The organism is Massilia suwonensis, from assembly GCF_042655665.1.
GTDB lineage: Bacteria > Pseudomonadota > Gammaproteobacteria > Burkholderiales > Burkholderiaceae_D > Telluria > Telluria suwonensis.
In genome coordinates this window covers 51,105-65,765 of record NZ_JBHSMR010000010.1, presented here as the reverse complement: position 1 = coordinate 65,765, position 14,661 = coordinate 51,105, and the positions used below count along the sequence as shown (strand labels likewise).

Sequence of the window (14,661 nt, the reverse complement as noted above, 5' to 3'; positions counted from 1 at the left end):
CGCTCTGTCACGGCTGCACCCTCTTCTGGATGGATCGGGCGCCCGTGCCCCGGGCGCGCAGTGGCGACTACACCCGGCCGCTCACGGGAATGCAGGCGCCGGTGATTGCCGCCGCCTCGTCGGACAGCAGGAAAGCGATCACCGCGGCCAGCTGGCCTGGCGCGACCCAGCGGCTGGCGTCGGCGTCCGGCATGTCGCTGCGGTTGGCCGGGGTATCGATGATGCTCGGCAGGACCGCGTTGACGGTGACGCCGCGATCCTTCAGTTCTTCGGCCAGCGCTTCGGTCAGGCGCGCCACGCCCGCCTTCGATGCGGCATAGGCGCCCATGCCCATGCCCGCCTTCTGCGCAGCGGCGGCGCCGACGTTGACGATGCGCCCGGCCCCGCGCGCCAGCAGGTGCGGCAGCGCCGCCCGGCAGCTGGACACGGCGGTGCGGACATTGGTCTCGTACATGCGGTCCCAGGAGGCCAGGGCGCCACTCTCGAGCGTCTCCCAGGTAAAACCGCCGGCGACGTTGACGACGCCGTCCACGCCGCCCAGCAATTCGCGGACCTGGGTGTAGGCCGCCTGGCAGGCGCCTTCGTCGCCGAGCTCGACGCTGCCGAGCGCCAGCGCCACCTGTGGCAGCCCCGACGCCGGCGCGGCAGCGCGGTCGAGCAGCACGACGCGCGCGCCCTCTTCAAGCAGGCGTTCGGCAAGGGCGCGGCCGAGGATGCCGAAGCCGCCGGTAACGACGATGATGCGGGAATCGAGTCTTGCGGTCATGGCTGGCTTTCGAGTGTAAAGCGGTTGAAACCGGGACAGCTTGGTGAAAACTTTAAACATATTTTCAATTTCTGTCTACATAGTTGTAGAATCTTCGCATCGACAGCCCACGCCGACGCGTGTTGAAAGGCCTCAGCATGACCAGAAAACTTCCTGCACTGACCCCCGAGAACCGCGCCTTCTGGCAGGGCGGCGCCGATAAGGAATTGCGCATGCACCACTGCGGCGAGTGCTCCCGGTTCTTCCATCCGCCCGCTCCCATCTGCCCGCGCTGCCTGTCGGAAGACGTGGCGCCAAAAGCGGTATCCGGGGCCGGCAAGGTCGTCACCTTTACCGTCAACCACCAGCCCTGGCACGCCGACCTGAAGGATCCTTACGTGGTGGCCATCGTCGAACTGGCGGAACAGGCCGGGCTGCGCTTCGTGACGAACATCGTCGGCATGGCGCCCGAGGACGTATTCATCGACATGCCGGTAAGTGTCTGCTTCGAGCAGGTCGAGGACGTCTGGCTCCCCCTCTTTGAAAAGGCCGCATGATGTTCGATCGACTCTACGAAAAAGACGTGGCGATTACCGGCATCGGCCAATCGGAAGTGGGCCGCCCGTCGAACAAGTCGGCCATGCGCCTGACGCTCGACGCCTGCCTGGAAGCCATCGCGGACGCCGGCCTGAGCCGCGACGACATCGATGGCGTATCTTGCTGGCCCGGCGACAATAACAACGGCGACGCCTTCTCGCCGGTCGGCCCGAATGCCCTGATCGGCACCCTCGGACTGAACGTGAACTGGTATGGCGGCGGCTACGAAGGCCCGGGACCGCTGGCCGGGGTGATCAATGGCGCGATGGCGATCGCCGCAGGCCTGTGCCGCCATGTGCTGGTGTTCCGCACGATCACCGAGGCGACGCGGCGCCAGACCGACAAGGGCGCCAGCGCGCTGACCAGCAAGACCGTCGGGCGCGATACGAGCGCCGCCTGGCAGTGGTACACGCCCTTCAACGTCCTCTCCGGCGTGAACCTGATGGCCATGTACGCGCAGCGCCACTTCCACGACTACGGCACCACGCCGGAGCAACTGGCGCAAATCGCCCTCACCTGCCGCGCCAACGCGGCGCTCAATCCGAAGGCGGTCTACCGCACACCGCTGAGCATGGACGACTACATGGCCTCGCGCATGATCTCCACGCCGCTGCGCATGCTCGACTGCGACGTCCATTGCGACGCCTCGACCGCCATCATCCTCTCGCGCGTCGATGCGGCGCAGGATGGGCCGAACCCGCCAGTACGCATCGAGGCCATCGGTGCGGCCCTGCACCAGCCCTGGTCCTGGGACCAGCTCGACCTCACCGCCATGGCCACGCGCGACTGCGGCGACATGATGTGGGCGCGCACCGATATCAAGCCTGCGGAAGTGGGCAATGCCCAGCTGTACGACGGCTTTTCGATCCTGACGATGATGTGGCTGGAGGGCCTGCGCCTGTGCCCACGCGGCGAGAGCGGCCCCTTCGTCGAGGGGGGGCGGCGCATCGCGCTGACGGGAGAACTGCCGGTGAACACCAACGGCGGCCAGCTGTCGGGCGGGCGCACCCATGGCCTCGGCTATGTCCACGAGGCCTGCAGCCAGCTCTGGGGCCGCGCCGGCGCGCGCCAGGTCGCGCCGCATAAGGTAGCGGTGGCGGCCTCGGGCGGCGGCCCGCTCGGGGGCAGTTTGCTGCTGGTCCGCGATTGAATCGCAACTGCCGCGTTCTCTCGGGGCGTGTGCGCTTGTCGGCAACCGATTCTGATATTAGAATTACATTTTAAATATCGACTCGATTGCGCACTGTCGCTCTGGTCGTTCACTGGAGCGCCGCATGGCCACCAACACCAACAAGGAAGAGCGGGCCGAGCTGGCCACCGGCGTCATCGTCAAACCGGTCGTGAACGCGATCCGCATCCTGCGCTTCCTGACCGCTTCCGGCTCGCCCGAGCGCGCGGCCGACATCGCGCGCGAGCTGGCGCTCAATCCCAGCACCTGCTTCAATACCTTGCGCACCCTGGTCGCCGAGGAAATGCTGGACTTCGATCCCCTCTCGAAAACCTATTCCACGGGCCTGGGCCTGGCCAAGCTGGTCGAGCACTTGGTGACGCAGGGCCAGCGGCTTGAGGTGGTGCGCCCGCTGATGCAGGAATTCGCGGCGGCCCACCATGTCACGGTGACCTTGTGGCGGCGCATGGGCAGCGATCGCATCGTGCTGGTGAGTTCGGAAACCAGCCCCGGCGACCTGCGCATCGACATGGCGATCGGGCAGCGCCTGCCCATGCTGATGGGCGCCAGCGGCCGCCTGTTTGCCGCGCACCTGGAACTCGACGAGGCGCGCCTGCGCGCAGCCTTCGACAAGATACGCTGGCCGCGCCCCTTGGGCTTCGAAGAATACCGCCAGCAAGTAGCCGATGCGCGCATCAAGGGCTGGGCCGTCGACGACGGCTATTTTTCGCCTGGCATCCTGGCGGTGGCGGCGCCCGTCGCCGACCGCGACGGCGCCATCGCCTATGCCGTGTCGGCGGTCACTTTCCGCGGCCAGCACGGCAGCGAGGAAATCGACAAACTCGGCGCGGCCTTGAGAAAAGTTGCCGGAAAGATCGGAAATATCCTGTTCTAAAAAACGCCAACCACAAAACGTGACAGATTTTCGATTTGTGTGCATAATCGTCTCACAGACCCCCGCGGTCGGATAATTATTAAAGAGACGAATCATGAGCGACCAACTTCTTCACCGCGTCATCATCGAACGCAGCAAGTGCTGCGGTTATGGCCTGTGCGCCGCCATCTGCCCTGAAGTCTACAAGCTCGACGAAGGCGGCATCGTCTACGTCGACAGCGACGTCGTCCCGGACGAACTGCTGGAGTCGGCGCGCGAAGGTGCCGCCGCCTGCCCGGCCGAGGCGATCGCCGTCCAGGCGCCGGCCTGACATTCCAACCTGGCGTGCGCGCCAGGCGCAGGGCCGACTTGCAGCCGGATCGAACGGTGCAAGGCGAGCCCGCGCATGGCTTGACGCCTACCTGCGGGAATAACCCATGAACAGACTAGCTGGAAAAGTCGCCCTGATCACGGGCACCGGCGGTGGCCAGGGCCGCGTCGCGGCCTTGTACTTCGCGCGCGAGGGTGCCATCGTCGTCGGCTGCGACGTCGATCGCGCCGCCCATGAAGAAACCGCGCGCCTGATGGCGGCCGAGGGATTCACCCTGCACGGCTTGGCGCCGGTCGACCTCGGCGATCATGAACAGGCCCGGCGCTGGGTCGAGTCCGCGGCGGAGGAACTCGGCCGCATCGACATCCTCTACAACAACGCCTCGGCCGCGAAATTCGGCGGCGTCGGCGAGATGTCGGTCGAGGACTGGCATTTCACGATCCGTAACGAACTCGATCTCATCTTCTTCACCACCAGATACGCCTGGCGCCACCTGTCGGTGCGCGGCGGCGTGGTCATCAATATCGCCTCGACGGCGGCCTGGGGCGGCTCGAAAGCGGCCGGCATCAGCGCCCACAGCGCGGCCAAGGGCGCAGTCGTCTCGTTCACCCGGCAGATAGCGGTCGAGGGCGCGCCGCTGGGCATCCGCGCGGTCAGCATCAGCCCGGGTTTTGTGAAGACCCCCGGTACCGCCGCTTTCGTCGACAATCCCGTCACGCGCCGCATCATCCTCGACGGCGTGCTGCAGGACCGTCCGGGCGAGCCGGAAGAAGTGGTGTCGCTGGCGCTGTATGTCGCCTCCGACGAGGCCCGCTTCATGACCGGTTCCGACCTGGTGGTCGACGGCGGCCTGCTCGCGATCTGAGTTACGTTAAAACAGGAGAATCAATGGACATCATCGGTATCGGCTACCTCGGTTTCGAGACCGCCAACCTGGACGCGTGGCGCGACTACGGCCCGCAAGTGATGGGCTTCCAGGTCGCCTCATCGCCGGAAGGCGATTCGGATTCGCTCTATTTCAAGATGGACGACCGGCGCCACCGGCTTGCCTTTCACCCGGGGAAGATCGACCGGATTGCCTACATCGGCTGGGAAGCGAAGGGCAAGCTCGAGTTTCACGCCGCCGTCGAGCGCTTTCGCGAACATGGCGTCGAGCTCACCTTTGCCGATGAATCCCTGCGCGAGCGCCGCGGCGTCAAGGAACTCGTCCGCTTCCGCGACCCGGTCGGCTACCAGCACGAACTGTTCTATGCCCAGAAATGGATGCCGCGCTCCTTCCAGCCGGGCCGTCCCCACGGCGGCTTTACCTGCGGCGAGCGCGGCGTCGGCCACGTGGTGCTGATCACGCCCGAATACACGCCCGAGCTCGAGCACTTCCTGACCACCGTCATGGGCATGCGCTACTACGGCGCCGGCGCCGGCAAGGGCAAGACGGGCTTCTTCCGTTCGAAGCTCAACACGCACACCAGCCATGACATCGCCTACGGTTTCGGCCCCGGCAAGGCCGGGGTGCAGCACATCGGCATCACCGTCAATTCGGTGCGCGACGTCGGCGAGACCTACGACCTGGTGCGCAAGAAAGGCCTGCAGATGATGATGACCCTGGGCCAGCATACGCAGGACCCGCACATGTCCTTCTACCACTTCACGCCCTCGGGCTTCGCGATCGAATGCATCGTCGAGCTCGAACCCTGGCATGACGACGGCTACGAGCTGAACCCGGAGAAGTTGTCCACCTGGGGACACGAGCTGGTCGGCCCGATCCTGGGCACCAGCGTGCGCTCGCCGGAGGAAGTGTTCGATCGTTGAACGTCATGTTGGCGAACGGCCCGATCGACATTGTCTTCTGCCGGCGGCAGTGCAACCGCCTGCCGGCGTCGCAGTATTGCCACGGCCGTGCTCCAGCATTTTCGCTCTGAATGAGGTCACCGGTGTTGCAATGAACGCGACATCCGAAAAGCATTGCCCTGAACCGGGGCCTATCCATGTCCCAGACCCCTCAAACGCAGACCGAACGCTTTGCCGCTGCCCTGCACGCGACCGCCCGCAGTTGGCGCCTCGCGCTCGATGCGCGCTTGAAAGATTTGGGCGTGGGCCAGGCGGGCTGGATGACGATCGCAATGATCGCCAAGGCCACAGAGCCGCCCTCGCAACGGATGCTGGCCGACCTGCTCGGCATCGAGGGACCGTCGTTGGTGTCGATGCTCGATCGCCTCGAACGCGACGGTCTCGTGAGGCGCACGCCCTGCTCGATCGACCGGCGCGTCAAGATTGCACAACTGACCGATGACGGCCGCGCACTGTATGCACGGGTGCGCAAAGAAGCTGATGCCTTCCGCCTTGCCATGGTCGACGGTTTGTCCGAAGAAGCTCTGACGAAGGCCGCCGAACTGCTGGAACAGCTGCGAACGCGCATCGAACGCGCTGAGTGAAACATGCAATCCGGATCGTCGATGGAGATTGCCCTTGCACCCGGACCGGCACGGCGGGTGAAAGTCGATGCTTTCGGCTTCATCACCCTGGCCGTCCGGCCACACTATGCCGATTACTGGCGGAGTTGCTCTGTCAGCTCAGGAACCAGCTCGAACAAGTCGCCCACGAGACCATAATCAGCCACCGAGAAGATCGGCGCTTCCGGATCCTTGTTGATGGCGACGATGGTCTTCGAGTCCTTCATGCCGGCCAGGTGCTGGATCGCGCCCGAGATGCCGACGGCGATGTACAGCGACGGGGCGACGATCTTGCCGGTCTGGCCGACCTGCCAGTCGTTCGGCACGTAGCCGGCGTCGACGGCGGCGCGCGAGGCGCCCATGGCCGCGCCCAGCTTGTCGGCCAGCGGTTCGAGCAGCTTGAAGTTGTCGCTAGAACCCATGCCGCGGCCACCGGAGACGATGATCCTGGCGGCGGTCAGTTCCGGACGGCTTGAGACGGCCAGCTCGCGGCCAACAAAAGAAGACTTGCCGAAATCGGCAGCGGCAGCGACCTGCTCCACCGAAGCCGAGCCACCGGTGCTTGCTGCGGCATCGAAGCCGGTGCCGCGCACGGTGATGACCTTGACGCTGTCGCTCGACTGCACGGTGGCGATGGCGTTGCCGGCGTAGATCGGACGCTCGAAGGTGTCAGGCGAGTCGACCTTGGTGATTTCCGAGATCTGGGCCACGTCCAGCCTGGCGGCGACGCGCGGCAGGATGTTCTTGCCGTAGGCGGTGGCAGGCGCCAGGATGTGCGAGTACGTGTCCGAGGAAGAGCGGGCAATGGCCAGGATCTGCTCGGCCACGTTTTCGGCCAGGCCGTCGGCGAAGTACGGCGCGTCGGCGACCAGCACTTTCGAGACGCCGGCTATTCTAGCAGCGGCTTCGGCGGCGGCGCCGCAGTTCGAGCCGGCGACCAGCACGTGGACCTCATTCCCAGACCCAGCGCCGCACTGGGCGGCCGCGGTCACGGTGTGGTGGGTGCTGCCTTTCAGCGAGCCATTGTCGTGTTCAGCAATAACGAGTGCGACCATGATTTTTTCCTATTTATTAGATGACTTTGGCCTCAAGGCGCAGCTTTTGCACCAGCGTGGCGACGTCCGGCACCTTGATGCCCGCCGAGCGCTTGGCCGGCTCGGCGACCTTCAGGGTCTTCAGGCGCGGAGCGACGTCGACGCCCAGGTCTTCAGGCTTGATCGTTGCCAAAGGCTTCTTCTTGGCCTTCATGATGTTCGGCAGCGTGACGTAGCGCGGCTCGTTCAGGCGCAGGTCGGTGGTGACGATGGCCGGCAGGGTCAGGGCCACGGTTTCCAGGCCGCCGTCGACTTCACGGGTCACGGTGACCTTGCCGTCTTCCAGCACGACCTTCGAGGCGAAGGTCGCTTGCGGCCAGCCCAGCAGGCTTGCTAACATCTGGCCGGTCTGGTTCGAATCGTCGTCGATCGCCTGCTTGCCCAGGATGATCAGCTGCGGCTGCTCCTTGTCGGCCAGCGCCTTCATGATCTTGGCCACGGCCAGCGGCTCGGTGTCGCCGGCGGTTTCCACCAGGATGCCGCGGTCGGCGCCGATCGCCATGCCGGTGCGCAGGGTTTCCTGGCACTGGGCCACGCCGACGGAGACGGCCACCACTTCGGTAACCTTGCCGGCTTCCTTCAAACGGGTCGCTTCTTCGAGCGCGATTTCGTCGAACGGGTTCATCGACATCTTGACGTTGGCGATATCCACGCCGCTGCCATCAAGCTTGACGCGGACCTTGACGTTATAGTCGACCACGCGTTTGACGGGTACCAGGACTTTCATCTTCATCTCCTCAGGCTTTCTGTAATCGGGTTGCAGGCGCATCGTAGAGCGCCATCAGCAGCGCGCGGCTTTCCTGCGCCGCGTCCATGGCTTTTTCCTTCACATGGCCATAGCCGCGGATTTTCTCGGGCAGCCGCGCCAGCTCGAGAGCGGTATCCAGGCGTTCAGGGCTCAAGTTTGCGCAGAACATGTCGACGAGCGCGAAATATTCGTCGACCAACTGGCGCTCGCGGCGCCGCTCGGCGGTCTTGCCGAAGGGGTCGAGCAGGCTGCCGCGCAATCCCTTGAAACGCGCGAGCACCCTGAAGGCCTGCATCATCCACGGGCCGAAGCGCTGTTTGACCAGCTTGCCGCCGGCATCGCGCCGGGCCAGCAATGGTGGCGCGAGGTGGAAGTTCAGCGTGTAGTCCTTGCCCGGCTCGCCCTCGAACTGCTTGCGCAGTTCCTCGAGAAACTCGGGGGCGCCATGCAGCCGGGCGACCTCATATTCATCCTTGTAGGCCATCAGCTTGGCGAGATTGCGCGCGACCGCTTCGGTGAGGAGCAGCCGGCCGCCCGCGGCGATCCTGCTTTCCACCGCACGAAGACGTTCCACTGCGAGCCGGTAGCGCTCCGCATAGGCGGCGTTCTGGTAGGCGGTCAGCAAGTCGACGCGCTGCGTAACGAGCCGGTCGAGCGTGACCGGCATCGCCATCACGACGGCTTTCCCCGCGGGCCGGGCGGCATCCTTCGCCAGCATGGCCGGATCGTGCGCGGCCAGGCGGCCAGCCTCGAATGCCGCCTGGTTCTTTTCGACCGACACCGCATTCAATTCGATGGCGCGCAGCAGCGCTGCCCGACCCAGCGGAATCCAGCCCTTCTGCCACGCGTACCCCAGCAGCAGCGGGTTGGCGTAGATGCTGTCGCCGAACAGCCGCAGGGCAAGTGCGTTGGCGTCGATGAATTCGCAGCCCTCGCCGATGGCGGCGCGGACATCGCTTTCGGCGGCCGCACCGGGGAAGGTCCAGTCGGGGTTGGACAGGAAGGCGGCCGCCGGCACCGAGGCGCTGTTGACGACGGCACGGGTGCGGCCGTGGCGCACGCGCGACAGGGCGTCGCCAGATGCCGCCACCATTGCATCGCAGCCGATCAGCACCGCAGCCTCCCCCATGGGTACCCGCGTCGCGTGCAGCTGTTCCGGGTGCGCCGCGATCTGGACATGGCTGAGCACCGCCCCGCCCTTCTGCGCCAGCCCCGTGATGTCGAGCACCTTGACGCCCTTGTTCTCCAGGTGCGCGGCCATGCCCAGCAGCGCGCCGACGGTCACCACCCCGGTGCCGCCGACACCGGGCACCACGATGCCGCACACGCCGGTGAGGGGCGGCAGTACCGGCTCGGGGAGCGGCTGCTGCGGCACATCGACGGCGGTCGCCTTGGGCCGGCGCAGCTGCGCCCCTTCCGCGGTCACGAAGCTCGGGCAGAAACCGTTCACGCAGGAGAAATCCTTGTTGCACGAGCTCTGGTTGATCTTGCGCTTCGTTCCCAGCGGCGTCTCGAGCGGCTCGACCGACAGGCAGTTCGATTTGACCGAGCAGTCGCCGCAGCCTTCGCATACGGCCGGGTTGATGAAGGCGCGCCGGGCCGGATCCGGGTAGTCGCCGCGCTTGCGGCGGCGGCGCTTCTCGGTGGCGCAGGTCTGGTCGTAGATAAGGACCGACACGCCCTTCACTTCGCGCAACTCCAGCTGCAAGGCGTCGAACTGATCGCGGTGATGCACGGTCACGCTTGGCGGCAAGCCGGTCCGGTCTCCGTATTTTTCCGGCTCGTCGCTGACGACCAGGACCCTCACGGCGCCCTCGCCCACCACCTGCTGTGCGATTTGCGGCACCGTCAGCGTGCCGTCCACCGGCTGGCCGCCTGTCATCGCCACCGCATCGTTGTAGAGGATCTTGTAGGTCACCGTCGCCTTTGCCGCGATGGCAGCGCGGATGGCCAGCAGGCCCGAATGGAAATAGGTGCCGTCGCCGAGGTTGACGAAGACGTGCTTGTCGCGCGTGAAATGCATTTGACCGAGCCAGCTGACGCCCTCGCCGCCCATTTGGGTGACGGTCTCGGTGTTCCGGTCCATCCACAGCGCCATATAGTGGCAGCCGATGCCGGCCAGCGCGCGCGAGCCGTCCGGCACCCGGGTCGAGGTGTTGTGCGGACAGCCCGAGCAGAACCAGGGCTTGCGCTCGGCCGTCACCCGGGGACGCGCCGCTTCGCGCTCCTTGGCATCGATGACGGCGATGCGCGCCTCGATCGCCGTGCACAGGTCGTCCGGCAGCCCGGCCCGGCCGAGCCTGCGCGCGAGCGCGCGTGCAATCAGCGCGGGCGACAATTCGTAGCGCGCCGGAAGCAGCCATTGACCACGTGGTGCCGACCACTCGCCGCCCGCTCCGTCGCGCTCGTCGAACTTTCCATACACGCGAGGACGCTGCGCGTGCGGCCAATTGTAGAGCTGCTCCTTGATCGCGTATTCGAGAACTTGGCGCTTTTCCTCGACCACCAGGATCTCGTCCAGGCCGGCGGCGAACTCCTGCACATCCTCCGCATGCAGCGGCCAGACGCAGCCCACCTTCAGGATGCGGATGCCGATCCGGCGGCAGGCTTCGTCGTCGATACCCAGGTCGGCCAGCGCCTGGCGCAGGTCGAGGTAGGCCTTGCCGGCCGCCACGATGCCGAAGCGTGCTTCCGGGGCGTCCACCATGATTCTATTGAGCTTGTTGGCGCGGATGTAGTCGAGCGCTGCATACCACTTGTGGTCGACCAGCCGCGCTTCCTGGTCCAGGGGCGCGTCGGGCCAGCGAATCCCGAGTCCGCCTTCGAGCGGCGGCGGCTCGGGAATGACGATCTGCATGGCGCCCGTGTCGATCTCGATCGAGGCCGACGATTCGACCACGTCGGTGACGCATTTCATCGACACCCACAGCCCTGCATGGCGGCTCATCGCCCAGCCATGCAGGCCGTAGTCGTGGAATTCCTGCACACTCGACGGGTACAACACCGGTATGCCGCAGGCAATCAGCAGGTGCTCGGACTGGTGGGCGACGGTCGAGGACTTGGCGGCGTGGTCGTCGCCGACCAGCATCAGCACCCCGCCGTGTTTCGAGGTCCCGGCCGAATTGGCGTGTTTCAGGACGTCGGCCGACCGGTCGACACCCGGGCCTTTGCCGTACCACATGCCGAACACGCCGTCGCGGGTCGCGCTTTCGTACAGGTTCACCTGCTGCGTGCCCCACACGGCGGTGGCCGCCAGGTCTTCGTTCAGGCCGGGCTGGAACACGACGTCGTGACTGTCGAGATGCTTCTTCGCCTTCCACAAGGCCAGGTCCAGGCCGCCGAGCGGTGAGCCGCGGTAGCCGGACACATAGCCGCCCGTGTCCAGTCCTGCGCGCCGGTCGCGCGCCTTCTGCAGCATCGGCAGGCGCGCCAGCATCTGCACCCCGCTCAGGAAAATGCGGCCCTGGTCCACGGTGTATTTGTCGTCGAGGGCGACGGCGCGCAAGGCGGCGCCTGCTTCAGCGGTGAGCGGCGAATTCATGACGGGTTCCCTGATGGTTTATGAACGGTGCAGGCGAGCGGTCTCCCGTCCCGCTGCGGGACGTGGAGAAAGACCGGCCTGGAAACGTGGAAGCGGCCAAACTGGCTACAGCGAGCGGGCGATAATCTCTTTCATAATTTCAGAGGTGCCGCCATAGATGCGCGCCACCCGGGCGTCGACCCAGGCGCGGCTGATCTTGTATTCGCTCATGAAGCCATAGCCGCCGTGCAGCTGAAGCAGCTCGTCGAGGACCTTGCCCTGCATTTCGGACCCCAGCAGCTTGCACATGGCGCCCACTTCCGGCGACAGCTCGCCGCGCATGGCCTTGCCCAGGCAGTCATCGACGAAGACCCTGAGCATGGTCGCCTGCGCCTTGCACTCGGCCAGCTTGAACTTCGTGTTCTGGAAATCGAACACGGTCTTGCCGAAGACCTTGCGCTCGCGTACGTATTCCAGCGTGTCGTCCAGCAGCGCTTCGATGCAGGCGGCGGCGCGCAGGCCGATGATGGTGCGCTCCCAGGCCAGCTGGTGCGTCAGGTAGGAAAAGCCCTTGTTCTCTTCGCCGAGCCGGTTTTTGACGGGCACCCGCACCTCGTCGAAGAACAGCTCGGAGGTATCCTGGCCCTTCAGCCCGATTTTTTCCAGCAGCTTCCCTTTCGAAAAGCCCGGCCGCTCGGCCTCGACGCAGATCAGCGTGAGTTCCTTCGCGCCCGGATCGAGCTTGGTCGCCGTGACCATCAGGTCGGCATTGCCGCCGTTGGTGATGAAGGTCTTCTGGCCGTTGACCACGTAGTCGTCGCCCTCGCGCCGGGCGCTGGTGCGCATCGAGCGCAGGTCCGAACCGATGCCCGGCTCGCTCATCGCGATCACGCCGATCATCTCGCCGCTGACCATTTTAGGAAGCCACTTGCGCTTCTGTTCTTCGCTGCCGTAGGCCACGATATAGGGCGCGACGATTTCCGAATGCGTGGTGAAGCCGATGGCGGTAGCGTTCACCCGGGCCAGCTCCTCGATCATGACCGCCGAATGGCCGAAATCGCCGCCGGCGCCGCCGTACTCCTCGGGCACGGTCGAACACAACAGGCCGACTTCGCCAGCCTTTCGCCATACCGACTTCGGCACGATGCCGGCATGCTCCCACTCGGCCAGGTGCGGCACGATTTCATTCTCGATGAACCGTCGGGCCATCTCGCGGAACATGTGATGGTCGTCCCGGAATACGCTGCGCATGATTGTGTCTCCTGATGATTGCCGGGATCTAGCGTCCCTGATACTGCGGTTCGCGCTTGCCGAGGAAGGCGGACACCGCCTCGGCGTGGTCTTCGGTATGGTGTGCCAGCGCCTGGTAGGCGGCGGACATCTCGAGCAGCGAATCGAGCCGCATATGCTGGCCTTCGCGCAACAGGCGCTTGGTCAGGCGCAGCCCGTGCGACGGATTCGCCGCCATGCGCCGCGCGATTGCCAGCGCTGCCTCCATGACCTCGGCCGCCGGCACCACCTCGGTGACCAGGCCCCAGGCCAGCGCGGCCTGCGCATCGATCGTGTCGCCGGTCAGCGCCATCAGGCTGGCCTTCGGCATGCCGACGATGCGCGGCAGCAGCCAGGCGCCGCCGTCGCCAGGCACGATGCCCAGCTTGACGAAACTCTCGGCAAATTTGGCCGTGTCCGCGGACACCCGCACGTCGCACATGCAGGCGAGATCGAGTCCGGCGCCGATGGCCGGGCCATTGAGGGCCGCGATCACGGGCACTTCCAGGCTGTAGAGGCAAAGCGGAATGCGCTGGATGCCGTTGCGGTAGCTCTCGCTGACCTCGTAGGGCGAACCGGCGAAGATCCCGCCGCGCTCGGCCATGTCCTTGACGTTGCCGCCGGCGCAAAAGGCCGGCCCGTTCCCGGTCAGGACCACGACCTTGATGCCGCGGTCGGCGCGCACCATGGCGCACATGTCGACGAATTCCTGCATCTGCGACGGCAGGCTCAGGGCGTTGCGGGTTTCCGGGCTGTCCATCCGCACGGTGAGAATTGCGCCATCGCGCTCGATTGCCAGAAACGGTTTCATGCGCGAAGCTCCTGCAAAGTGTCGAAATGGCCGGCAGTCACGCCGGGCCAGAAGCCGTGCGGGCCGGCGGCGCACACGGCGCGGCCGAGGCGCTGCGACCAGGCCGTGGCCGAGCCGAACTCGCTGCGCCAGGACCACAGGCGGCGCGTCGCCAGGTGCAGCGCATGCTCGTGCGTGAATCCGATCGCGCCGTGTACCGCGTGGGCGACGCTGGCGCCGACGCCGGCGGCTTCTGAGGCGCAGATCTTGGCGGCGATGGCCTGCAGGCGCACGATGCGCGTCTCGGCGGCCGCGAACGCGGCTTCGGATGCCATGACAGCGGCGGCCGTCTGTTCGGCCAGGACCGCCACCTGGTGCTGGATGGCCTGGAAGCTGCCGATCGGCTTGCCGAACTGGACACGCTCGCCGGCATACTGCGTGGCCATCGCCAGCACCGCTTCCATGGCGCCCGCGATCTGCGCGGCGCGTACCATGGCCCCGCCAAGGAGCAGTACGTCGGTCGGCCAGCCCGCAGGCAGCGGCGCGTGCGCGACCGGCGCCACGTCCTGGAACAGCAAGGTCGCGCGCGGCTCGGCTGCGATGTTCGCGCTGTCCTGGCGGCGCGCCGCTTCAGTCGGCAACACCACCACCGTCGGTTCCGCTCCGCCAGTCACCGCGACCACGAAGGGCACGGCGCCGCCCCAGGGGATATCGATCGCCTCGCCGCTGGCCAGGCCGCCACGCAGGCGCAAGCTGCCGCAACCCGCGACGCTGACCGCCCCTGCGGCCGGCGCCAGGCCGGCCACGCCGAGCAACCAGTTGGCCAGCATCGCCTCCGGCAGCGGCAGCGGCAGGTTGAAGCGGCCGACAAGCCGGATCACGCCGCAGACGTCCGCCCACGAGGCACCCGCGCCACCCAGGGACTCGGACGCCAGCGCCAGCGGAAAGCCTGACTCCTCGACAGCGTCCCACATGGCCTGCGGCCAGGCGCCACCCTCGCACGCAAGCACCGCGGCGGGGCTGGCCAGGTCGGCGAACAGGCGCTCGACCGTTGAATCGAACATTTGTCTCATGA

General features: G+C 66.2%; 14 protein-coding genes. 7 read left to right on the top strand and 7 right to left on the bottom strand.

Annotated features, from left to right (window positions below):
* Positions 1–67 precede the first annotated feature (67 nt).
* A complete protein-coding gene (locus ACFPQ5_RS06490) occupies positions 68–766 on the bottom strand; it encodes an SDR family NAD(P)-dependent oxidoreductase (RefSeq protein WP_379752519.1) in 699 nt (232 codons plus the stop codon).
* A gap of 137 nt (positions 767–903) precedes the next feature.
* Between ACFPQ5_RS06490 and ACFPQ5_RS06485 the strand changes: the two genes are divergently transcribed.
* The 7 genes from ACFPQ5_RS06485 (at position 904) to ACFPQ5_RS06455 (ending at position 6,147) form a co-directional block, all read left to right on the top strand.
* Entirely contained in the window at positions 904–1,302 is a 399-nt protein-coding gene (locus ACFPQ5_RS06485; RefSeq protein WP_379752517.1) for a Zn-ribbon domain-containing OB-fold protein, read from the top strand.
* Positions 1,299–2,492, top strand: a complete 1,194-nt coding sequence (locus ACFPQ5_RS06480; protein ID WP_379752515.1) for a thiolase family protein — start codon at positions 1,299–1,301, stop codon at positions 2,490–2,492. Before ACFPQ5_RS06485 ends, ACFPQ5_RS06480 begins: the two co-directional genes overlap by 4 nt.
* A 124-nt stretch (positions 2,493–2,616) precedes the next feature.
* Positions 2,617–3,405 (top strand): IclR family transcriptional regulator, encoded by a 789-nt coding sequence (locus ACFPQ5_RS06475; RefSeq protein WP_379752513.1) that lies wholly within the window; start codon positions 2,617–2,619, stop codon positions 3,403–3,405.
* Between the two features lie 94 nt (positions 3,406–3,499).
* Positions 3,500–3,715: a ferredoxin gene (locus ACFPQ5_RS06470; RefSeq protein WP_379752511.1), complete on the top strand. Its 216-nt coding sequence runs from the start codon at positions 3,500–3,502 to the stop codon at positions 3,713–3,715.
* A gap of 106 nt (positions 3,716–3,821) precedes the next feature.
* Positions 3,822–4,580 carry an SDR family NAD(P)-dependent oxidoreductase gene (locus ACFPQ5_RS06465; RefSeq protein WP_379752509.1) on the top strand — a complete coding sequence of 253 codons (759 nt, stop codon included), beginning with the start codon at positions 3,822–3,824 and terminating at the stop codon, positions 4,578–4,580.
* Positions 4,581–4,603: 23 nt separating this feature from the next.
* Positions 4,604–5,524 (top strand): VOC family protein, encoded by a 921-nt coding sequence (locus ACFPQ5_RS06460; RefSeq protein WP_379752507.1) that lies wholly within the window; start codon positions 4,604–4,606, stop codon positions 5,522–5,524.
* 176 nt (positions 5,525–5,700) lie between these two features.
* Positions 5,701–6,147, top strand: coding sequence for a MarR family winged helix-turn-helix transcriptional regulator (locus ACFPQ5_RS06455; RefSeq protein WP_379752505.1), 447 nt, complete (start codon positions 5,701–5,703; stop codon positions 6,145–6,147).
* A 113-nt stretch (positions 6,148–6,260) separates the two neighbouring features.
* On the opposite strand, the gene ACFPQ5_RS06450 is transcribed toward ACFPQ5_RS06455, so the two are convergent.
* The 6 genes from ACFPQ5_RS06450 to ACFPQ5_RS06425 all read right to left on the bottom strand — a co-directional run bounded on the left by ACFPQ5_RS06450 (position 6,261) and on the right by ACFPQ5_RS06425 (position 14,650).
* Positions 6,261–7,220 carry an electron transfer flavoprotein subunit alpha/FixB family protein gene (locus tag ACFPQ5_RS06450; protein WP_379752503.1) on the bottom strand — a complete coding sequence of 320 codons (960 nt, stop codon included), beginning with the start codon at positions 7,218–7,220 and terminating at the stop codon, positions 6,261–6,263.
* 16 nt (positions 7,221–7,236) lie between these two features.
* Entirely contained in the window at positions 7,237–7,986 is a 750-nt protein-coding gene (locus ACFPQ5_RS06445; protein ID WP_379752501.1) for an electron transfer flavoprotein subunit beta/FixA family protein, read from the bottom strand.
* A gap of 10 nt (positions 7,987–7,996) precedes the next feature.
* Positions 7,997–11,548 carry an indolepyruvate ferredoxin oxidoreductase family protein gene (locus ACFPQ5_RS06440; RefSeq protein ID WP_379752499.1) on the bottom strand — a complete coding sequence of 1,184 codons (3,552 nt, stop codon included), beginning with the start codon at positions 11,546–11,548 and terminating at the stop codon, positions 7,997–7,999.
* 105 nt (positions 11,549–11,653) lie between these two features.
* Entirely contained in the window at positions 11,654–12,778 is a 1,125-nt protein-coding gene (locus ACFPQ5_RS06435; protein ID WP_379752497.1) for an acyl-CoA dehydrogenase family protein, read from the bottom strand.
* Positions 12,779–12,806: 28 nt separating this feature from the next.
* Positions 12,807–13,607 (bottom strand): crotonase/enoyl-CoA hydratase family protein, encoded by an 801-nt coding sequence (locus ACFPQ5_RS06430; protein WP_379752495.1) that lies wholly within the window; start codon positions 13,605–13,607, stop codon positions 12,807–12,809.
* Positions 13,604–14,650 (bottom strand): acyl-CoA dehydrogenase family protein, encoded by a 1,047-nt coding sequence (locus ACFPQ5_RS06425; RefSeq protein ID WP_379752493.1) that lies wholly within the window; start codon positions 14,648–14,650, stop codon positions 13,604–13,606. The genes ACFPQ5_RS06430 and ACFPQ5_RS06425 overlap by 4 nt, the downstream gene beginning before the upstream one ends.
* Between the last annotated feature and the right edge of the window lie 11 nt (positions 14,651–14,661).